We start from the raw sequence: 22284 nt of genomic DNA on the forward strand, positions 1-22284 counted from the left end.
GGTTAGTTCTTAGACGATTTAACCTTAACAGAAATGGATTCTTTTTTCATTTTTTAAGTGAAAAAGAGAATCCCGCCAAAAAGCTGACTAATCAGCTTTTCGGCGGGATTCTGTGTTAATTGATGAATAATCTAGGATAAAGAATATTAGTTAAAATTGTATAAAATATTTACTGTTAATATAAAAGTGAAACCGAATCATAGTAAGCAGTATTTAATAAAGAAGTATCAAAGAATAACTAAACGTCCTTGATACTTCTTTTTTCAATTTTATATAAAGGGATTACTGCAATATCATCAATTTTTGTCATAGAAAGATTTGGGTTCTTTTGGAGATACCATAGGAAGCATGCCAAGCGTTTGTTGCTTCCCTTTTATGCTGAATTCTTTTGTTTTTGATCTAATATATGACTGAAGAAAGTTAGGAGACTTGCACAGACTGCAACTATCCCACCGACCCATGTTACATTCATTAAATTCCCTTGATGGTATACAATTCCACCTAATGCAGAACCAAAAGCGATACCTACGTTGCTTGCCACTGGCATAAGTGAAGCAGCGAGGTTTGTTGCTTTTGGCTGATAAATTCCAGCGAGGTCTATTAAATAAAGCTGAGTAGATGTTGTTAAGAGGATGGCCATTAACGACATAAAGCCAATGTTTGCCAGTCCTAAAATAAAATGATTTGTAGTCCAAAATAAACTTGTCAGAACAACTGCCTGCACGAGAAAAACAAACCGAAGGCGACCTATGGCATTGTGGCTGGCAATTTTACCGGCAAGGATGTTGCTAAAAATTGAGATAAATCCGTATCCAAATAAGACTAAACTAATTGAATGATTTGGTACTTCCATTCCCTTCAAGATAGGAACAAGGTACGTAAAGACAGCATAAGTGGCGCCAAATCCGAGAGCAGGAATGAAAAAAGCCATCAAAATTCTTGGATTGGTCATTAAAGAAAACTGATCCCGTATCGAACTGCGTATTTGGCTGAGTCTATTAGGCAAGACAAAAAAGGATGCCAAAAAAGCCAATCCTCCTAGGAAAGTAGTTAACATGAAAGTAGCATTCCAACCGTACGATTCGGCGATGACAATACCAATTGGCACTCCAACGACATTTGCAAGTGTGAAACCACCGAAAACGAATGATATAGCAAGTCCGCGTTTTTTATTCGGCATGGTTTCACTTGCAACAATCATGGCTAGAGAGATTAATACTCCTGTTACAATCGCTGTCAATATTCGAAGTGCAAGGAGCATGATGTAGCTCGTCGAGATTATACACAAAGCATTCAGAACGATGAAAGATCCTATCAAAAACAACATCCATTTACGCTTTGGAAGATGACTTGTTGCTGACATCACTAGTGGTGTGGCGATGGCAAACGTAATTGCAAATGCAGAAACGAGTGTGCCTGCTTTTGCATTTGTTATATGAAGGCTCGAGGAAATATCGGTTAAGATTCCGACAATAACAAATTCGCTTGTTCCGAGAACAAATGTTAATAAAGAAAGTGTTAAGATGAGCAACCAATGTCGCTTGGCTAATTTTGTGGGGTGCATAAGTACCTCTTTTCTTAGATGAATGTAAATTTGTCACATAGTAGATAAACGACCTAAATATCAATACCATAACCAATGCTTCTCATGCTTTGACAGTAGCATTATTTTAGAATGTGATTTTTTGTTAGATAAACAGTTAGCTCGTCAAATGCGTTTCATTCTAATGAATGAATTGAGTGGGATATTTCATTTAGGTGCGGTAAACATGATAAAGGAATGTGCATTCTTTGAAGAATTAGCTATTAAACTAACAAGTAGAAAAGTAAACATTCAAGATACGCCTTATCAAGACAAGGTGCAATTCTTATTATTTCGGTCTCGTGTCAAATCGTGAAGATTTACCAGACCTATCTTAACATAACTAATGAAGAAATTATTACTTACTTGGTAAAGTAGGATTTATGTAAATATTTTAGGTCTTTTAAAAGCTTAAAAACCTTAATTTAGAATAACGAATATAGAGATTCCTACAATGAATAATCGGTTCTTTATAGAAAAAATGATGTCGAATTTATATACTTGTTGAAATTGAGGTCTTGGAGGATACATTTTGTAGAAATAGAGTTTAAAAATAACATTCCAATATTGGAAGAATACAAATATCTATGAGTCTGTGGATGGACTAATTATATGGATTTTGAAGTGGTGGAAACATCACTAAAGAATTCTATTCACTGCATCACAGTCAATGATAATGAACAAATTGTGGGCATGGGTAGAATTGTTGGCGATTGAAGCTGCGATAAACCCTATTGGACTGACAGAAGGAACAGAGATAGCCCGACGTGAAATCGCCACGCTCCTACGTCAGTATCGCTTAAGGTTACTTTTAAAAATTTACGTCCATTACGGAAAACTAAAATAAATTGAAAGTAATAAAACCCTGATTCTTTAAATGAGAATCGGGGTTTTTATGTGAAATATTTCCTTAACGTACAATTTTCTTTTTTTGATATGGTGACTCCTTCCAGTAGACGTAGAGTTAAGACAGAAAAAATACTTAAATAATATGGTGGAACAAGATCATCGTTTCATCAAAAAACGGGTACGAATCATGCTAGGATTTCAGTCTTTCAGACAGCAACAAAAAAGCTAGCGGGCATTGAAGCAATGCATATGATCAAAAAAGGACAGACTCTCCAAGGAGAGAAGTCTGTCCAAAATCAGATACAGCTGATTCATACCCTTTTCAGTCGCACCTCTTAAAACCGGATTCCAGTAGGAAGCTCTGCCCTTTAATTTTCATTTCATTTTTGCAACAGAACCAAAAAATTGCAATGAGTGTATTAGGGGTTACAAGGTTCTAGTGCAAAAAAAGGGTACAGTTCAAATAGAAAGTTTCTAGTTTCATTCTGCTTATAGCACACTATTCCTATCCATTGGAATCTTTATACAATTTTTATTTTATCTTTCGTTTTATTTAATAAATAGTATCTATAATGAGTTGTATACTCTATATGGATTTTTGAATAAGTAATCGGTGTATAAGGATGTCTGTTATTACTAATAAAAGTTCGAGAAGGGTAGTATTTTGAAAAGGATGTGTTGATTTTGTTGAAAAAAACATTAGCACTCATGATGACTGTGGGTATCCTGGGAACACCTTTGGGAGAAGTAATGGCAGAGAGTACACATGCAAATTCTCCTCAGAATCAGGAGCAAATTCGTCAGGTGAAAGAAGTGGTGGGTAAACCAGCAAAGGGAATAGGAAGAGGGGGGTTAGGAGATATAAGAGAACTCTCTATTACACAAGCCAACAATCAGTATTATTTACAAGATACAACACGAGGAGCAAAGATTATAACCATGGATGGACAGAATCGTGATGATACTGCCCCTATCATATGGCGTGATGCTGATAATAAATTTTTTGATGCAAAAGATACGATTGCAGTAGATGCACATCACTATATGGGAGTCGTATATGATTATTTTAAAGAGAAACACGGAAGAAATTCTTATAATGGGAAAGAAGGAACAATATACTTATATGTGCGTATGGGAGATTTCGCTGATGCTGCAGGGGGCGCAGGTGAAATAATTTTTGGAAATGGGAATAAGGATAATGGCATTGAGACACGAGGATTTTCAAGCTCATTAGATTTAGTGGGACATGAATTTACACATGGTATCATCCAGAATACCTCTAACTTAAAATATCAAGATGAACCTGGTGCTTTAAATGAAGGAGTTGCCGATTTATTTGGTACACTCATCGAACATGATTATTACAAAAAATCTAAGAGCAAAAGAAAACCGAATTGGACTCTATCAGAAGATGTATATGTAGATGGAAAGTCGGTTAGCCGCTCCATGAAAGATCCAAGCTCTGTTCCTTTACAGAATGCTTTACGTAAAGAATATTTGATTGATTATGAAGGGAAACAACATACTCAATACCCGGATCATTATTCTAAATTATACAAAGGTACCGAAGATCATGGTGGCGTTCATTTTAATAATAGTATTATAAACAAAGCTTCGTATTTACTCTCCGAAGGGGGAACTCATTACGGTACTCATGTCCAAGGGATTGGGCAGGAAAAGACAGGTAAGATTTACTATCTTGCAGCCACAGAATTTTTCAAGGAAGATACGAATTTTAAAGACGCACGTGTAGCCTTAGAAAAGGCGGCAGCACAACTATATGGACAGAATTCAAAAGAAGTCAAAGCTGTACAAGCTGCCTACACTGCCGTGGGAATCCACTAATATAACTTGGTTGGTTCGGCTGCCACACAGGCCCTATCCATCAACTTAAGAAATTTTACTGCTCTTAAGTGTAAAAAATAAGGAGGATGTATATGAAAATCAAGAAAAAAATTTTACCAGTTGTCCTAGCACTCAGTACAATGGTTACTGGAAGTACAGTATTTTTAAATTCAACAGTTCATGCGGCTACAAAACCTGTAGTACAAAAAAATATCCAAAAGGTCTTAGATTTTAATCGTTCGGCCGATAAAACTCTTGCTACTGCATGGGGAAACAAATTCTATAATCAGTGGATTCCAAACGTTAGTAGTGCAGAGAAAAAAGAGTTCGTGTCATATACGGATCTAGGCTATTTTCATTTAAATGCTTACCTTCAGGAGAATAAAGGTCAATTACCAGGAAAAGATATTAAAATGGAACAAAAAATAAAGCGTTTAGATCGAGCTTTTAGTGTGTCCAGTGTACCTAATAACATAGTGGTATATCGTAGGAGTAATGAAAGTGCGTTTGGCTTAGAGAAAGGTACGCTTATAAAAGATAATAAACTGAATAAACAAGAATTTTCTAAATTTAAAAATAAATTCTTAGGGAAATATCAAACAGATTATACGTATATGAGTACATCTATTCTTAAAGATGCTTCAGAAAGCTTTAGTGGGCGACCTATATTGATTCGTCTAAAGGTACCTAAGGGAAATCATGGAGCATACCTTGCTCCGTTAAGCCCATCTCCATGGGAAATGGAGATGTTGTTGCCGAGAAATACGACCTATAAAGTTAATGGTATTTCATACGTCAAAAATGGTAATAGCAATTATGTACTAGTTGATGCTTCTATCATGAAAGCTAAATTTAATTGAATCCATAATTTAGTTCTGTTGTGAAGTTTTTGAAAGTAAAATAAAATTTCATAAAAATTGTGCTAACGAGGCAGGTTAGTTGAATAAATCGAAAAAATAATAAAGACCAGGTAACCGCTTGTCGGCTATACTGGTCTCTTTTGATTCACTCCGTAAAATAATAATAATTTGCTAACATGTATAAATTAGCTTTCTTTATTTTAATTAGGCCAGCGGGATAGTGGCCTAAGATTATTACTACTGCGGATTTGTAAAAAAGATTACGTATATAATACAGATTGATAAAAATCATCTCTTAGTTTTTCTTAGTGGTGATTATTTAGTTGAATTTTTAGAACCCCTCCTTATTGGTATATTTAGATCCAACTATAATGTTTCCCATGACCATGAACATCTTTTATTTCCTTCATTTTTATAGTTTGCTTATTATTAATGAAATCCACATGTAAATTTCGATCTGCCATGTTGTTGTAAATGTGATAGATAGGCTTCTTGTTACTTAATTCATCTAGCAGCCTTATAACTATTTTCTAGGAAATATGCATTTTTATTTGGATTCAGAAGATAATGCTGTAAATCATGATTTTTCGATAATGCTAAATATTGAACAGAGGCAAAAAATAAATTAGGTTTTGGTTGTGAAGAAGGAATAGCCGAGATAAGTTTTAATAACTCTTGATCATCAGCAATCTTTTCACTCCAAAAACTATATAAAGTACTACTTCCTTTTGCTTCGTTGACTATAAAGTTTTGAAAGATTTTTGCTAAACGTTCCAAATTAATCCCTCCCATTTTTTTATAATTTCACTATACATTGGTATAATGATTTAATAAATTAATTAAATTTAATCTTATTGATTAAAAATACTAATTAAATTGGAGCGGGAGAAATGGAATTGAAGTGGTTAAAAACATTTATTACTGCAGCTGAAACTGAAAATTTTAGAACAGCTGCTGAAAAACTCTACATTTCACAACCGAGTATCACCGTTCATATCCAACAACTTGAGGAAGTCTTGAGCGTTCAATTATTTAAAAGGAATCATACTCAAATTCAATTAACAAAAGAAGGGAAACAGTTCTATGAGTTAGCGACTACTATTTTAAATATGGTTGACGAAAGTAAAAGAGAAATTAGGTTATTTGCAACACAAAGTAAAATACTATTAACAGTCGCACTATCTCCTTTACTTGTAGAAACGAATTTACCAAATCTTATTTATCAATTTTCAGCGGATTTTCCACAGTATGAAATTGAAATTATTGTAGAAGACTCCAAATATATAGACGATGTTTTATTATCAGATAAATCACATCTGGCTATTTGCATTGATAAAAGTAATCACGCTATCATTCATTCAGAGAAAATTGGATCAAGTACACTTCAACTCATCTATCCACTTAACCACTCAGATGATGAAATAGTTACATATAATCAATTTCAAGAGTTGACTAAAAAATATCCCTTATTCACTGGACATCTGGAAGAAGCAATTCAAATCGAAACATTGTTAGATTCACAGTTTCCAACCTTGCGTAAAATGAAAATTACACAAAGTCATATTATCAAACAATTTGTAAAAGATGGGCTTGGAATGGCATTTTTACCGAAATTCATTATTTACAATGGTCTAAAAGAGAAAGAATTTAAGAGTTTACATTTTGATTTATTTTTATTACCAACTATTGATTTATATATGCGATATGACAAAGAAAATGAGAAAATTCAGCCATTGTTACAGATAATAAGAAATAATTTCATTAACATCTGATTTAAACCAATAAATTTAGAGAAACAGAGTAGAAAGTTTTTAAGGGTTTTTGTACTGATGGGGCGATTGAGAATAGTGCAGTTGCTTTTTTCTGCCGGCTACTATCAATCTACAAGGCTAAATAGAAAATAGTCAACTCTGTATCACAAGAATTAGAGATGTCCAGCTCCACATTGGAGAATGAAGGAGCAACTGTGTCACTTTAGGAGATAATTTACGTTGGTTTTAAGAGTAATTTTGCATATTCAACTTTAAAAACCCATCTATTTTCTTCATGTGAAGATAGATGGGTTTCTTAATTATTTACAACTATGCAAGTGAAAGGAGTTAAGGATCCTTCTATTCAAAAACAAGACAATATTATTGTAAAAATTCTTCAACTGCTATATGCGGTTCTGATTTACACATATATAAAGGTTCTCTTCATACTGAAAAGTTCGTAATTGACCATAAACTAAACCAATGAGGATAGTTGAAGAAGTAGGTACTGGAGTTACAAAAGTAAAGAAAGAGGACAAAGTTATTTTACCCTTTAATGTTTCATGCGAAGAGTGTTATTACTGTAATCACGAAATGGAAAGTTGATGAAGGAGTAACTGAAAAAAGGAACTGACGTATATTGAAATAGAGGAGAGTAAACACTGCCTGAGAAGCATGGTGGTTTAAATGAACCGGAAGTACGTGAATCCCGGCGCTATCTCGAAACGCATCACCATACAATGGATATTGATTTATATTTAAGAATTGCTCAGGAGCCATACTTAAAACATTTAATAGTAGGAGGTTACGAGCGGATCTTTGAATTGGAAAATGTTTCAGAAACGAAGGAATTGATCCTTCAGTTTTACAAGAGTTCACGTTACTAGAGCACTATGTTGCATATTGGATTATCATGACAATATGAGGATTATGCAAAAAATGAGGCAAGAGGCTGTTTTAGAGTTAACTGGTAGTTATATCATTGACCAACAAGGTACTTCAATAGATTTTTCAGGAGATTGGCCAATTAGAACGTTCCGTCAACTCATCTTAAAAGATACTGGAATTGATATTAATGTCGTAAAAAATCTAGAAAGTTTAAAAAACGAGATACAGAAAAGAAAGCTTGAACGAAATATAGATAATTTCGTAGGCTATGGTTCATTATTAGATGCACTATATTAAAAGTTTAGTCGACCAAGCCAATATTTGTTACTGAACAGCCGGATGAACTTATATGATTGAACTTGCTTTAGATAGGATTAAAGTCTTTTCCATATGCAAAAGAAATTTATGGCGGTAATCAATAAAATCATTTAAAGGAGATGTATAACAATGAAATATCCTATTGATGATAAGCAATCCTGGTCTACTTATTTAAAGGATTTTGAGGTGAAATCGATATTACCAATTGATTATCAAAGTTATCATAAAACAGAAAAAGTGCTTAATTTCCAAACATACTCTTTTAAGTTAAATGAGAAATTATTTAATAAAGAAACGGATTTTGAGGTTTTGTTATATTCTGCATGGGCTCTATTATTACAGCGTTATAATAATAGAGAAGATGTATTATTTGGTACTGTATCAAAAAATGGTAGTTATTTACCTATGAGCGTAAAGTATGATAGTAAATTAACGTTATCATCCTTTTTACAGACTATTAAAAACAATATAGAAGAGAGGGAATATTTCGATGAATTAATTGAAGAAATACTAATTCATGATGAATTATATAAGGCAGATCTTTTGTTTGATTCCCTGGTAAGTGTTTTAAATACTGAATCTAATCCAGTAGGAATGAAATTTATATTAGAAGTAAATCCGAAAAATCCAATAAGTTTGAATATCATATATGATTCAAACTTATTTAAAGCTACTACAATAAAGCGGATGAGTGAACATCTTTCTATTATTTGTGAACAGATTCTAGAGTTGCCACAAACTAAGGTGGGTAATATTGAAATTATGACAGTTGAAGAGAAAAATCAAGTACTGAATGGTTTTAATAGTCAAACTGTCGAGTACAATAGAACCTTAACAGTTGATCAGTTTTTTGAAATGCAGGTAGAAAAGAATCCAAATGCTGTGGCTGTTGTTTGTGGTGATAGGCAGTTAACGTATAAGGAGCTTAATGAAAAATCAAATCAACTTGCACGTAGACTAAGATTACAAGGAGTTGGACCTGAGATTGTAGTAGGTTTAATTATAGAAAGAGATATTGAATTGATTATTGGTATGCTAGGTATAATAAAAGCAGGTGGTGCTTATTTACCTGTAGATCCATTATTCCCTATAGGTCGTATTAATTATATGTTTAAAAAAGGTAACGTTCCTATGCTACTAACTAATAATAGTATAGGAATTGTATTGGATTATAATTGCAAATATATTTATTTAGATGAAAGTAGTATTTTTGAAGGGGATACATCGAATCTATCTAAATTGCATACTCCTCAAAATCTGATGTATACCCTTTATACTTCCGGATCTACAGGAGAACCAAAAGGGGTTGCTGTTGAGCACCGAAATGTCACTGGATATGTTCATGCTTTTATTCATGAATTTAATATAACTTCAAATGATAGAATGATTCAACAGTCTACAGTTTCATTTGATATCTCAGTTGAAGAGATATTCCCAATTTTATTTGTAGGTGGGACCCTGATAATTGCTAAGAGACATGAAGTTTCAGAAATACCGAAATTAATTGAAGTAATGGATAAAAATAAAGCGACTATGATAAGTGGCTTTCCTCTTCTACTAAATGAATTGAATAATTACCCAATTCCAACGAATATGCATACCATGATTAGTGGTGGAGATGTACTTCGAGAAGAATATGTTACAAACCTTAAAAATCAAGTGAGAATTTATAATACATATGGACCTTCAGAAACAACTGTATGTATTAACTATTTTGAATATAATGATGATAGCTGTGAATCTAGTATACCAACAGGAAAAACAATTGCTAATTATAAAGTATATATTTTAGATAAAAATAAAGAACCAATGCCAATAGGTGTACCAGGGGAAATATTCATTGGGGGAGTTGGAGTTTCAAGAGAATATCACAATAGACCAGATATTACAACAGAACGCTATATGTTGGATCCGTTCCAAAATAATGAAGGGAAAATGTTTAAATCAAGTGATTTAGCAAAATGGTTACCTGATGGAAATATTATTTTTTTAGGGCGCTTGGATAATCAAGTTAAGATTCGAGGGCGTAGAACAGAACCCGACGAAATTCAACGGATACTGATAAAACACAAAGCTGTTAAGGAAGCATTTGTGTTAGCTCGAATAGATAAATATAATCACAAATATTTAACTGCCTATGTTGTTGGAGAAGATTTACTTTCTGCTGTTGAATTAAAAAAATATCTAGCAGAAATTCTACCTGACTTTATGATCCCAAGTTATTTTGTACAATTAGATAAAATACCATTAACTATTAATGGTAAAGTAAACACGAAAGATTTACCTGTAGTAATTGATTAATATTAATATTGATTTTTGAATTTGATAGTTTGTCAAATTAAGCGCAACACTTGCTCCTTAAAACACTCGTGTGCAGTTTTCCACCCTAAGCATTTTCTTGGTCGATTGTTGATTAAGGTAAGTGCTTCTTTTAATTCGTTTTCTGTTAATTCTGTTTTCTTCGGAAAGAATCCCCATAATAAGCCATTCCTATTTTCATTAGATTCTCGCTGCCAGGGGGTGTAAGGATCTGCGAAGTTGAACGGGGTTTTCAGCTCTTTTTCTAACGTTTTATAACAGCTAAATTCTTTCACGCGATTCATGGTCGCTGTCAGAAATCCTTGTGTTGGAAGAACTAAACCAACTTGCGAATCGCACATTCCATTGATTCTGCAGAACGGTTTGGTATCGGTAAGGCGATATAAATTCGCGTCATTCGCCACAAAGCTCGCCAAATATTCCTTTGGGTCACGTGAAGAAACAACTGTATCAAGTTCCCAGTGACGGAATGTTTCACGTCCTTTTACGATAGCGATAACGAATAATGATGTCATCAAGATTAGATGTTGTATCTTTATAACAAATACCCCCATTCTATGGTTAGGCGCTCCGTAAGTACTAAATGTTACAACTCTTCTGAAGTATTGAGCTAGCTTAATATTAAAAAATCGTTTATCTAAGTTATATATCAACCATAAAAAGAAGAGCAGTACTTTTGTTCTCGTTCTGCTCTTCTGGAAATAAGTACTCTCGATTATTTTATTTTCAAATTTTCTTCCTGATTTTTAACTTCTTTAATGAGATAATCATAAAAAGCATGTTCTATTAAAAGTCCGTTTTTATAAAGCTCAACCATACAATTGCCCAACTCCAGTGATTCATCTGAACCGCTTTGAAAACGGACAGCATTACTAAGTGAGGTTGCTAGTCTTTGAGCAGATTCCGCCATACCATATTGATCAATAGGTTTAATAGAGTCTTCTGGAATGTCGGAAAGTAACATATCACCATCATCAAAAGGCTTAATGGAATACGTATTCTTTCTAACACTGTAATCCCAAATAATAGCTCGTTGTCCTTTGTATATTACTCGTTGATTTAGATCAAACTTCATTCTTAGTCCACCTCCTAATATCTATATTAACCTTTATAACCAATATATTACAAATTGATGATTTCAAGAATAAGAGTATTGTCTATGATAAACTTAAGTTATGTAGATTGAGTGACTGGAGGTAATATTATCAAAAATTCGGTTGTAATTTATACTACTGTATGGATCTATGCAATAACAACAATTGTACATATTATATTACTCCAATTTGTAAATTAGGCTAACGATGTTAATACCTTTGTTATCCGTAATATTATTTCAATTACTAATCAAAAAAATGAAGATAAGCCATACTTTTGCGATATTTAAACCTACAAATACTTTAATTTTAATAGCAATTTTTTTACCGATATTATTAGCTTTAGGGTTACAACAATTTTTTCACTCTATCTATCAAGAACATTTTCTATTCATTGAATATAAGGAACTTCTACCTTTAATAATGATCGGAGTAACTATTAGCAGCCTTTCAGCTCTGCTCGAAGAAATTATTTGGCGTGGCAATTATCACTATTATTTACGTCAAAATTATAATCTGTTGAAAACTGCAAATATACAAGGTGTCATTTGGTCAATATGGCATTTACCCATTGCACTTTTCTATAAGCCTTATACAAACTTACTAATAGCAATTCCCAATTACCTCATACTAATGTTTACACTTTCTTGCGTACTTACGATTGTAAGAGAAAAAGGAAAATCTATTATTCCGGTTGCGATTTTTCATGGTATGTTTAATGTATTTTACTTGAGTGATGGTATACAAATGACTTTATCTGTAGAGTTACAAGAGATAATCAAGTGTATATTGCTTCTCTTAATTGTAGTATTTATATTTTCGAAACAAAGCATAATAAAAAAATCTGGTTAAATAAATGTAATCGATAATTGTTGAACTATAGAGCATTCAAATGCGTATATAGTGTCCCCCTAGAGTAGAAGATGTAATAGTCTACTCTAGGGGATTTTTTTATTTTAAGAAAAATATGATGAGTACGACAATCTTCTTTACTCTTAAAAATGAAATTATATAGTATTTCTTTTAATAACATTATATAATAATAGTGTAACAATACACTTTATAGAACGTTTCGTTTGAATTGGCGTTAGATTCTCAAATAGCCCTAAAAATATATGATATTAAGTTTTATTTTAAAAAAAGAGACAAGAAGTTAATAACTTTTTAATATTAATAGAATTAGAAAAACAACACTGGCAACAGCATAATCAAGTGTTTATATATTCATTAATTTAGTTAGGAGAACATGATGGGATTTAAAAATTTAGCATTTCTTAATGTAGTACCAATAATATGCATTCATTTATTTGTCGTTTTGCTCAAAAATATAGGAAACGAAAGAGAATTATCTACATTTCAGGGGGAAATTGTATTATTTACGCCGTTAGTATTACTCATAACAAACTATAAAATAGAATCTGAAAGAGGAGGAGCAAATTATTTTAAAAATTTCCTTTTCATTTTAATAGGCTGTGGAATTGGGCTTGCTATTTTCTTTTGGGACCTTGGATTTACAATGAGAGATTGGGGCCCATACTATCCAAAAGATTTTATTATGGGAGGGGTAGGGGGACTTTTATATATGAACAGTATAGTTCAATGTCTAGTTGGTGGTTTAGTATGTACAACTATATTGTTCATTAAAAATAAGAGGGCTAAAAGAAATGAGTTAGTATAAAGGTAATGTCGAATTTAGATTTGGGGCTTATCCTAACTGGTCGTTCAGTAGCCAATATACGAAGTGTCTAATGACACATATATGTTTTCAATGTATTAATATATATTGGTATAAAATTTATAAATTCGTATAATGAGTACTTTTTAAAATAGCTATCTGGTATTGATCTCTAGGAAATTGTAGATAGCTTTAGAATTTTTATGACAAATATTCAAGAGGATTAATTATGTGCCTGTGTTAGAAACTATTAAATTGTTTCTAACACAGGCACAAAAAAAGGAGTGAATCTATTATGAAAAACATACATTTCGTTGCTTCTTGGAGTGGTGGGAAAGATTCAGCACTGGCATATTATCGAGCACTGAAATTAGGGATGGTTCCGAAGAAAATATTAACGATGTTCGAGGATGATGGGGAGATTTCTAAGTCTCATGCAATTCCTTTTGAAGTTGTACAAGCACAAGTTGATAGATGGGGGTACCCCTTTTAACAAAACCTACAAGTTGGGGCTCATATGAGGAACAATTTATCGCTGCTATGGATGCATGTCGAGCTGAAGGTATTACGCACGGCGTTTTCGGTGATATTGATCTGGAAGGTCATCTAGAGTGGGTCCAAACAACATGTGCAAAATCAGATATTGTAGCAGTTCATCCATTGTGGAAAATGTCCCGACGGTCAGTTGTAGAAGAGATGTTAGAAGCTGGTTTTGAGTCGTGGATCATTGTAGTAAATACAACTATGATGCCCGCTTCCTATGCTGGAAAAAGATTGACAAAAGAATTAATGGAGGAACTAGAAGCAGCAGGCATCGATGCGTGTGGCGAGAACGGGGAATTCCACACAATCGTAGTTGATGGACCTATTTTCTCCGAGCGCGTTCCTATCTCAATTTCTGCACTTGTAGAAAAAGGACATTATGTTTTCGCGCCAGTTTCGTTAGAAGAAAAATAAAAAAAGGACCGTACTACTGACATGTGGTCCCTTTAACTTGAACATCCTTCGATTTCTTCTCAGATTGTTTTAATAGGTGAAAAAGTTAAGTTATTTAGGTGTTTTTATAGAATAAAAGACTGAATATTTTACAACTCAGTCTAGTAAATTACTATTATTTCCGTATTTTTTCAATCTCATCTGCAACAAACTGTACGTTTGTTCCAACAATAACTTGAATACTTTGTGGTCCTACAACATTGATGCCAGGTACACCAGTTGATTTAATTTTCTTTTGATCAACAACATCCATGTTTTTAACTTCTACACGTAGACGAGTTGCACAGTGGTCAACAGAAGTTACGTTTTTATCGCCACCTAACGCATCGTAAATTTTAGATGCCATGTCTGAGAATTTATTACCTGATGTAGTGTCTCCAGCTTCATCTATTTCTACATCTTCATCGTCTTCTCTACCAGGTGTTTTCAAGTCGAATTTCACGATTAAGAATCGGAATAAGAAATAGTAAATGGCTGCAAAAACTAATCCTTGGACGACTAACATATATGGCTGGTTAGCAAGTGGTAATTTAGAACTCAAGAAGAAGTCGATGAAACCCGCACTAAATCCAAAACCTGCTGTCCAATGGAATGTCGCAGCGATAAATAAAGAAATACCTGTTAAAGCAGCATGCACTACAAAAAGAGCTGGTGCAAGGAACATAAATACAAATTCAAGAGGCTCAGTAACACCTGTGAAGAATGCTGCAAAACCAGCAGCTAACATTAATGAAGCTGTTTGTTTTCTTCTTTTTGTTTTCGCCGTATGATACATAGCAAGGGCAGCAGCTGGTAATCCAAACATCATAATTGGGAAGAAACCTGCTTGATACATACCTGTGACACCTTTTGTGCCAGTTCCATTCCAAAAGTTACCGATATCATTTATACCGGCAACATCAAACCAAAATACAGAATTTAATGCATGATGTAGTCCTGTTGGGATTAATAGACGGTTAAAGAACCCGTATAAACCAGCACCAGTGGCACCTAATCCACTAATAGTTTCACCAAAACTAACTAATGCCGAATATACAACAGGCCAGATAAAGAATAATGCAGCAGAAACGACTAACATTGAAGCTGCGGTCATAATCGGAACTAACCGTTTACCACTAAAGAATGCTAAGAAATCTGGTAATTGTACATGGCTAAAGCGATTGTACATAATAGACGCGGTAATTCCAGATAAAATACCTATAAATTGATTTGCGATTTTTTCGAAAGCAGGATTTACATCGGCTATATCAATGCCGAGTAGTATTGCTACCGAATCTGTAGAAAGCAATGTTGTCACAACTAAGAAGGCAACTAATCCACTTAAAGCAGCAGAACCATCTTTATTTTTTGACATGCCTAAAGCTACCCCTACGGCAAACAGTATAGACATATTCGGACTATCAAGAATTGCATTTCCAGCTTTAATTAAGAAAGCTGCTAATACATTTCCTGAACCCCAACCGGATGGGTCAATCCAATAGCCTATACCCATTAAAATTGCAGCTGCTGGCAAAACAGCTACGGGTAACATTAAAGAACGGCCAAGCTTTTGTAAATATTTCTTCATATAATAATTCACTCCAATACAGAATATTTGGGAAACTGCGTTTAAAAAAATAAAATAATATCGAGTTTTTAATGCTTTTGTAATCTTTCTATATGAACCGCAATGTAACCTAACTCATGATGAGGTAGTTCAATACCATGCAACTTCTTTAACTTTTTGGCTACTTCGACTGCGCAATTGTACGAAAAAGGGAATTTCTTTTTAATCATGACAAGCATTTCTTCATCCATTGTATGAAGCACATAATGATTCATCCTTGTTAAAGCAAAACGTAAATGGGTAATTAAACGATGATAGGAAATATCATTTTCTTCAAGATATATGTTTAATTTCTTTTGAATAATTTGAACCATATCTCGTATAATTGTCGTTTGCCTTAACGTTTGATGTAAATCACCTCCTTGTAATTTCATCGTATGAATATGAAGAGCGATGTAAGCAGCTTCATCTTCCGGCATTTCAACTTGGCATCTATCTTTTATATGTTGTATTGCCCAAAGACCAATCTCAAATTCTCTTCTATATAAGATTTTTATTTCATGTAAGAGCTTGTTATTAAGTTGAATACCATCTTTTAATCTTTCAATAGCGAATGGCACATGGTCAGTAAGTACAATATGAATACGTTCGTTTAACTTTCCACCAATATATTCTTCAGCATACGAAATAATTTCTTCGGAGATAGTAAAATGTTCTTCGGGAATTCGACTTAATAATTGCTGAAGTTTGTCATTTTCCCTCATAACAAATAACTTTTCTATTCTATCTAAATTGACGATGTCGTTTCTTTTCTTATTAAAGGCAATTCCAGACCCAACAGCAATCTTCTCACGCTCGTTATCTAGTACGATTACGGCATTATTATTGAGAACTTTAGTTATTTTCATCAGAAGTGATCGCCCCCTTTCCTTTAGATAAATGTAAGCACTTATCACTTAGCAGAAATGGTCATTAATACGGTTTTACCTTGAATACCTACTTTTGTATAGTTGCATTGAATGCTCTTATCAGCCCCGTTAGTAATGATAATAGGGGTGACAATGCTTTTTGCATTTTCTCGAATATATTCCCAATCTACTTCGATAAGCACTTGCCCGACAGAAACTTTGTCACCAGGAGCAATTAATACTGTAAATCCTTGACCTTGTAATGAAACCGTTTCCAAACCAATGTGAATGAGAATCTCCACACCATCTGTAGATCGTATCGCGATAGCATGTTTTGTGTCTGAAACTAGAACGATCTCTCCATCTACTGGAGCATGAACACCCCCATTAGTTGGTAAAATAGCGACGCCTTCACCCATCATTTTTTGACTAAAAACTGGATCTGGAACGTCTCCAAGCGGGATAATTTCTCCATTCATAGGAGATAAAACTTCTAAGTTACGTTTTTTAAATAAATTTGATAGCATGTGAAAACTCCTTTGTTTAGTAATATTAAAATGATTGCGCAATAGAAAGCGTTGAAGTTATATTCAGGATGTATTGCAGGGGCATTACCAATTGAAGAATTAACAGCTCATCTATTAGAAGCTGGGTTTAAAAATATTCAAATCGCACCAAAAGATGAATCGAAAGAATATATCAAAGAATGGGCTCCAGAACATCAAGTGGAAGAATATATCGTTTTAGCGATCATTTAAGCTGTAAAATAGAGAGTTGTACAGCATATGATATGAACTGACTTCGGTATGCGCCGGTTCATTTTTCGATTCAATAAGTCGCTACTAACTTATTTTTCTAAAAAAATAAATACTTGAAACAGCGCTTACAAAAAAAGAAAGGGAAATAAACATAATTAGCTATTGTCTGAAATATATAGTTCCAGCGGACGCACAACAAATAAATAGGCTAACAAAAGAAGCAGGGAAGTATACATAGAAGAACCTATTTTGAATTTAAATGTTGTTGCATCATTTTCAGACAAAAAAAAGCACGCCCTCTTAACCTTCTCTTACTTGGTTAGTGACCTACCTGCTCTGTCCTCTTATTTTGTTTTTGTATCAGCCAATTGCTAATTAGGGGTGTACTCTCCCTACGATACATTTCTATCCACTCAACGTGTTTTATAAAACGCATATAGCGTTAATACCTCTATGAATGTTTTTTCGCATAGCAAAAAACACTGTTTTTGGCATACTTTTATGCCGATCTATTTTCTCGTAAACGAGTATATAGACACTTGGTTTTTATGCCGAATCTCCAAATAAATTTGGTTTGACGACTTCTTAACAAATACGGAATAACTTCTAAAAACCATCCACTAATTGCGTATTTGAAAGCTACAAAATGGTATTACCTTATTTTAGAGAAGGAAAACCATAATGTAAACATAAAAATCCTTCATTTGTTTTTTTGAAATCTCACTTCTTTCAGTTTTAGTTTTTAATTTTTTTTGATTATTTTTTAATAAAAAGAACATACTATCATGGAATTTGAAAGCTTTTGACATTAGCAGTTAATTATTGATACATTGAAATTTATGGAGGGAGGAAATTAGTTTTGAAAAAAAATATAGCCTCAGTGGGCATAATCTTTTGTTTACTCTCTGGTGGAGTTTGGTTACACCATCAATATCCAAATACTAAGACCGCACTTGCAATGGAACCCGAGACACATTCTGAAAAAGTTCTAAACGACAACTGTAGGATTTTAACAAAAGCAGTAGAACCTAAACTAAAAGAACAAAATTTTGATATAACTTCAATTGGCGTTGATTTCCAAGAAAAAGAAATTTATTTACGCGCAAACGGTGACCAACAATATGTAAACAAAATTGAAAACAGTATTAAGAAGATCGTTTATGAAGCGTCACAACAAACAATCTTTAAAGATTATTCAATCGAAGTTTATAAGCAGATCATAGTACCGCCTAATGCAGATAAATTAGCATTGGAAAGAAATGAAATATTAAATAAACTAACTACGAAAGTTGTAGAGGATCTTAAAGCTAAGGATTATATTGAAATTGAAAATATACGTATAAGAGATAAAGATAAGAAACTAGTTGTAGACATAAACACATCTATACAAAAAAACAATTTAATTAATATTAATCGAGGAAAAGAAATAGAAAAAGAAATCAGGAAGTCTTTAAAAGATGCAGATGCAATATCAGAGGATGAACCAAAAATACTAGATGTTAAAGTTTATACAATTAACCAAGAACGGTTAAATTAAAAAAGATGCCTCAGAATATTCTTTCTGGGGCATCTTTTTTTCGATTTTTTTAATCATAAAAGTATAATTCAAAAGTATCGGTGAAATTTGAATAGAGAACAAAATTCACATAATCTCCTGCTTTAAGACCGGAAAACTCAAAAAAGAATACTTCTTTCATGATGTCTTCAAAATTTGGGTGTAATTTATTAACGAAAATATATTTGCCAGCATTGTCATCGGCCAAACGTCCGACTACAAACAAATCTGTCTGTTTAAGTGCTCTTACTGCATTAAATACAGTAGATTGTGATACCTTTGCACGTCTTGCTAGTGTATCTGAGCCCATTTTCCAAACTCCGCAACCACTTGTCATATAAATGATTTCATCTAACACTTTCTTTTTTCCAGAAGAGAATAATTGTTCAAAAATGATATTTTGATTTTGTAGTTTAGTTCCTATTTTTTAGAGATGAAAAGCAATATGATAACAGTAACTAAAGAGATAATCGTTGTCGTCCTACAACCAAATTAAAATACATGATATGACTAGCTAACCAGCTTTCTAACCAAGCAAAGGTTAGTATTTTTTAGCACTCTTTCTTGTATTATTTGAAAATCAAAGTTCGTAATAGTAATACATGAAAGTGAAATAATGGTTATTAACAGGTACAAATCTAAGAACTTGTGCATTAGAATAGTGATCTGATATTTTCTTTATATTTATAATTTCAGTTTATTAGGGTTTCGAAGTAATGTAAGATGTGTAAGGAAGATTACTTAATGGGAGTGATATATATTGAAAACGCTAGCTGTATTTTGTGGATCAAGTAATGGGGCTTCTAGTGTCTATGTAGAAGTTGCAAAAAGACTGGGTGAAGAATTGGCTAAACGTAATATTACACTTATATATGGAGGGGCAAGTGTAGGGGTTATGGGTGCAGTTGCAGATTCTGTTTTAGCAGCTGGTGGCAAGGTTATTGGAGTAATGCCCAGTTTTCTAGAAAAAAGAGAAATATCTCATAAGAATCTAACTGAACTAATTGTAGTAGATTCCATGCATGATAGAAAAGGAAAAATTGCTGAACTTGCAGATGGATTTATGGCTTTGCCGGGTGGACCAGGAACATTAGAAGAGTTCTTTGAGATTTTCACTTGGGCTCAACTAGGTCTTCATCAAAAACCTTGCGGGCTCTTAAATATTAATCATTATTATGATCCTCTTATTGCTTTTTTTAATCATATGTCTGATGAACAGTTCTTACATGAAAAGTACCGCACTATGGCGTTAGTAGATGAAGATCCAAGTGGACTAATCGACCAGTTTAATTCATATGAAGCACCAACTGTAAAATCTTATATTACTGTAAACAAACCTAATAGATAAATAACAACAGGCTAAGGTTAATAAGATCTTGGACTGTTGTTCTACAAAAAAGAAAATGATAGTTTTAATTGTTTAGTTTTATATATTGTCTCAAATAGGAATTATTAATAGTAAGTAGAAGTAGTAGAAGTATATAAAAAAATGCTTAAAAGTTGAAGGGGATGAATACAGGTTGATAGATATAAGAAATCTTGAAGAAAATGAGTACGAGTTTTTATTGGATATGTTGTATGAGTCCATACATATTCCCGAAAATAAACCGACTAGAGAAGAGTTGTTAAACCTCCCTCATATTAGAAAATATCATGAAGATTGGGGACGTAAAGGTGATAAAGCATTAATTGCTATCGATGAAAATAAACAAAAAGTAGGGGCAGTCTGGTACAGAGTATTTGACGAAAATAATCAAGGTTATGGATATGTCGATGATAATACGCCAGAATTAGGAATAGCAGTAGTTAAGGGTGTTCGAGGGATGGGAGTTGGCACATTACTCATGAATAAAATTATTCAACTTGCGATGGAAGAAGGATATAAATCAATATCTTTAAGCGTAGATCCAGATAACAGTGATGCTGTTCATATTTATAATAAAATTGGGTTTAAGGAACATGGGATGTCTGGTACTTCTATTACAATGGTATATAGGAATTTCGAGCAATAATAAGTATCAAATCATTAAGTTATTAATGTATATTCAATATTAAAATAAACATAGAAACAAAAAAGTCATGTTTGAATTGTTAATCAAAACATGATCTTTTTTAATATTCAATTGTTTAAACAAGCATGGAGATACCATATGATTAAATTAAGACTTGTTAGTGGATGTATTAATAGAAGAATAAGAATTCTCCTCTTTTATTGTCCCCAAAATTCCCTCTTTATCAAGTAAGTCTACAATTTTTGAAAGATTTTCATGATCTTTTACTACGATGAAATTAGGTGAGAAGGGCTTGTTTTTAATCTTTAAAGAAAATTTATAGCCATTATTTACTTTAGGATCCAGTCCATAGAGCTCATGCCAACGACTTATTTTTTCAACTTCATACCCTTTTATTTGATTAAAAGAATAGTACTTACTATCAAAGATTAAACCACTTGTTAAGATAAATAAATTTCCAGGATGTTTAATCACTGTAATGATTACAAGAAATAAAGAAGCAATACTAAATGAGGAAGAACCTAACACATCAGTCATAAGAACAAACCATAATAAGAGAGCCAATAATATTAAAGCGACTGGGGTCCCCCATTTAACAAACAGATAAGACTTCGTATTTTTGCTGAGAGGCTCCATTTCTTTCCACTCAGTAGGAGAAAGAAGGCTATTAAAATCATCTTCTTTAGTAGGGAATAGTGCATTTTTAGAGAGTTGAACAGCTTTACTTAGATTTAATCGATATCGAATTAGTAAGTAAACGCCAAGAACGAAAATAATAGTAAAAATAATATTATACATTTTTTGTGAATCCTTTCTCTACAAATAAAAATAAAAAAAGCTGTTTTCAAAATTTGTTTCTATTGTTATATATGGAAAATTATAATACATAATAGCCGTTTTGAGTTGATATATATAATTTTACGGATAAAAATTACTTATATTAGTGAAAAGTGAGTATTCACGAGATAACTATGGTATGAATTACTTATTGAATGTACTGAGCGTGTATATGAATCAAGAGTAAAAATATAGTTAAGCTCGAATCTAGAAAGATGGAAAATTGACTATTAATGAAGTTTCTAATATTAGAAAAGGGCTTTAATAAAGAAAAATTGTTAAGATTTAGATGCAATACTTAAAATCTACTCAAGTAGCATAAAAGTGGGAAAAAAACATGGAAATTAAGGAGTTACGATTATGTTGGAACCAGTAAATTTTGATGAATTGTTTAAGAAAGTTACTTTGTCAAATTAAGTGCAACACTTGCTCCATGAACGCTTCGTGTGCAGATTTCCAGCCCAAGCATTTTCTTGGGCGATTATTAATTA

Annotated in this window: 21 protein-coding genes and 4 pseudogenes; 16 read left to right on the top strand and 9 right to left on the bottom strand. The window is 32.9% G+C overall.

All coding sequences use genetic code 11. From position 1 onward, the window contains the following. Positions 1-373 precede the first annotated feature (373 nt). Positions 374-1564, bottom strand: coding sequence for an MFS transporter (locus tag ACQKMD_RS19255; protein ID WP_427753976.1), 1191 nt, complete (start codon positions 1562-1564; stop codon positions 374-376). Between the two features lie 121 nt (positions 1565-1685). On the opposite strand from ACQKMD_RS19255, the gene ACQKMD_RS19260 reads away from it, so the two are divergent. From ACQKMD_RS19260 to ACQKMD_RS19280, 5 genes and pseudogenes are all read left to right on the top strand, one after another. Further along, positions 1686-1898 (top strand): hypothetical protein, encoded by a 213-nt coding sequence (locus ACQKMD_RS19260; protein WP_427753977.1) that lies wholly within the window; start codon positions 1686-1688, stop codon positions 1896-1898. A gap of 224 nt (positions 1899-2122) precedes the next feature. After that, positions 2123-2296 (top strand): annotated as a pseudogene (locus tag ACQKMD_RS19265) (GNAT family N-acetyltransferase); the annotation flags it as partial. Positions 2297-2540: 244 nt separating this feature from the next. Further along, positions 2541-2770: pseudogene (locus ACQKMD_RS19270) on the top strand (DDE-type integrase/transposase/recombinase); the annotation flags it as partial. Between the two features lie 345 nt (positions 2771-3115). Further along, on the top strand, positions 3116-4276 hold the full coding sequence (locus ACQKMD_RS19275) for a M4 family metallopeptidase (protein ID WP_427753978.1): 1161 nt from the start codon (positions 3116-3118) through the stop codon (positions 4274-4276). Between the two features lie 92 nt (positions 4277-4368). Then, positions 4369-5136 carry an ADP-ribosyltransferase gene (locus ACQKMD_RS19280; protein ID WP_427753979.1) on the top strand — a complete coding sequence of 256 codons (768 nt, stop codon included), beginning with the start codon at positions 4369-4371 and terminating at the stop codon, positions 5134-5136. 504 nt (positions 5137-5640) lie between these two features. Here ACQKMD_RS19280 and ACQKMD_RS19285 read toward each other — a convergent pair. Beyond that, on the bottom strand, positions 5641-5913 hold the full coding sequence (locus ACQKMD_RS19285; RefSeq protein WP_427753980.1) for a DUF2332 family protein: 273 nt from the start codon (positions 5911-5913) through the stop codon (positions 5641-5643). 119 nt (positions 5914-6032) lie between these two features. On the opposite strand from ACQKMD_RS19285, the gene ACQKMD_RS19290 reads away from it, so the two are divergent. From ACQKMD_RS19290 to ACQKMD_RS19305, 4 genes and pseudogenes are all read left to right on the top strand, one after another. Further along, the gene (locus ACQKMD_RS19290; protein WP_427753981.1) at positions 6033-6908 is read left to right on the top strand and encodes a LysR family transcriptional regulator; all 876 of its coding nucleotides are present in this window, start codon (positions 6033-6035) and stop codon (positions 6906-6908) included. Between the two features lie 311 nt (positions 6909-7219). Continuing rightward, a pseudogene (locus ACQKMD_RS19295) lies at positions 7220-7490 on the top strand (alcohol dehydrogenase catalytic domain-containing protein); the annotation flags it as partial. A gap of 336 nt (positions 7491-7826) precedes the next feature. Further along, on the top strand, positions 7827-8072 hold the full coding sequence (locus ACQKMD_RS19300; protein ID WP_427753982.1) for a hypothetical protein: 246 nt from the start codon (positions 7827-7829) through the stop codon (positions 8070-8072). Between the two features lie 150 nt (positions 8073-8222). Further along, positions 8223-10394, top strand: a complete 2172-nt coding sequence (locus ACQKMD_RS19305; protein WP_427753983.1) for a non-ribosomal peptide synthetase — start codon at positions 8223-8225, stop codon at positions 10392-10394. Between the two features lie 32 nt (positions 10395-10426). Here ACQKMD_RS19305 and ACQKMD_RS19310 read toward each other — a convergent pair whose 3' ends face one another. Next, entirely contained in the window at positions 10427-10966 is a 540-nt protein-coding gene (locus tag ACQKMD_RS19310; RefSeq protein ID WP_427753984.1) for an IS30 family transposase, read from the bottom strand. 161 nt (positions 10967-11127) lie between these two features. Further along, positions 11128-11487, bottom strand: coding sequence for a hypothetical protein (locus ACQKMD_RS19315; protein WP_427753985.1), 360 nt, complete (start codon positions 11485-11487; stop codon positions 11128-11130). Between the two features lie 226 nt (positions 11488-11713). On the opposite strand from ACQKMD_RS19315, the gene ACQKMD_RS19320 reads away from it, so the two are divergent. The 3 genes and pseudogenes from ACQKMD_RS19320 (at position 11714) to ACQKMD_RS19330 (ending at position 14138) form a co-directional block, all read left to right on the top strand. Further along, the gene (locus ACQKMD_RS19320; RefSeq protein WP_427753986.1) at positions 11714-12358 is read left to right on the top strand and encodes a CPBP family glutamic-type intramembrane protease; all 645 of its coding nucleotides are present in this window, start codon (positions 11714-11716) and stop codon (positions 12356-12358) included. Positions 12359-12752: 394 nt separating this feature from the next. Next, the gene (locus ACQKMD_RS19325; protein WP_427753987.1) at positions 12753-13184 is read left to right on the top strand and encodes a hypothetical protein; all 432 of its coding nucleotides are present in this window, start codon (positions 12753-12755) and stop codon (positions 13182-13184) included. A gap of 292 nt (positions 13185-13476) precedes the next feature. Continuing rightward, positions 13477-14138: pseudogene (locus tag ACQKMD_RS19330) on the top strand (diphthine--ammonia ligase). A gap of 154 nt (positions 14139-14292) precedes the next feature. Here ACQKMD_RS19330 and nagE read toward each other — a convergent pair. From nagE to ACQKMD_RS19345, 3 genes are all read right to left on the bottom strand, one after another. After that, complete coding sequence (gene nagE, locus ACQKMD_RS19335) at positions 14293-15744, bottom strand: N-acetylglucosamine-specific PTS transporter subunit IIBC (RefSeq protein WP_427753988.1); 1452 nt, start codon at positions 15742-15744, stop codon at positions 14293-14295. Positions 15745-15812: 68 nt separating this feature from the next. Then, positions 15813-16631: a PRD domain-containing protein gene (locus ACQKMD_RS19340; protein WP_427753989.1), complete on the bottom strand. Its 819-nt coding sequence runs from the start codon at positions 16629-16631 to the stop codon at positions 15813-15815. A 44-nt stretch (positions 16632-16675) separates the two neighbouring features. After that, a complete protein-coding gene (locus tag ACQKMD_RS19345; RefSeq protein ID WP_427753990.1) occupies positions 16676-17158 on the bottom strand; it encodes a PTS sugar transporter subunit IIA in 483 nt (160 codons plus the stop codon). Positions 17159-17209: 51 nt separating this feature from the next. Here ACQKMD_RS19345 and ACQKMD_RS19350 point away from each other — a divergent pair, with 51 nt between their 5' ends. Next, positions 17210-17389, top strand: a complete 180-nt coding sequence (locus ACQKMD_RS19350) for a hypothetical protein (protein ID WP_427753991.1) — start codon at positions 17210-17212, stop codon at positions 17387-17389. 859 nt (positions 17390-18248) lie between these two features. Continuing rightward, positions 18249-18926: a hypothetical protein gene (locus ACQKMD_RS19355; protein WP_427753993.1), complete on the top strand. Its 678-nt coding sequence runs from the start codon at positions 18249-18251 to the stop codon at positions 18924-18926. A gap of 49 nt (positions 18927-18975) precedes the next feature. On the opposite strand, the gene ACQKMD_RS19360 is transcribed toward ACQKMD_RS19355, so the two are convergent. Then, entirely contained in the window at positions 18976-19302 is a 327-nt protein-coding gene (locus ACQKMD_RS19360) for a hypothetical protein (protein WP_427753995.1), read from the bottom strand. A 402-nt stretch (positions 19303-19704) separates the two neighbouring features. Here ACQKMD_RS19360 and ACQKMD_RS19365 point away from each other — a divergent pair, with 402 nt between their 5' ends. Both ACQKMD_RS19365 and ACQKMD_RS19370 read left to right on the top strand, forming a co-directional pair. Next, on the top strand, positions 19705-20292 hold the full coding sequence (locus tag ACQKMD_RS19365) for a TIGR00730 family Rossman fold protein (RefSeq protein WP_427753996.1): 588 nt from the start codon (positions 19705-19707) through the stop codon (positions 20290-20292). Positions 20293-20464: 172 nt separating this feature from the next. Next, the gene (locus tag ACQKMD_RS19370; RefSeq protein ID WP_427753998.1) at positions 20465-20956 is read left to right on the top strand and encodes an N-acetyltransferase family protein; all 492 of its coding nucleotides are present in this window, start codon (positions 20465-20467) and stop codon (positions 20954-20956) included. Between the two features lie 147 nt (positions 20957-21103). Here the strand turns inward: ACQKMD_RS19370 and ACQKMD_RS19375 are convergent, their stop codons facing one another. Then, entirely contained in the window at positions 21104-21754 is a 651-nt protein-coding gene (locus ACQKMD_RS19375) for a hypothetical protein (RefSeq protein ID WP_427754000.1), read from the bottom strand. Positions 21755-22284 lie beyond the last annotated feature (530 nt).

Source organism: Viridibacillus sp. NPDC096237 (assembly GCF_050278625.1).
Classification (GTDB): Bacteria; Bacillota; Bacilli; order Bacillales_A; family Planococcaceae; genus Viridibacillus.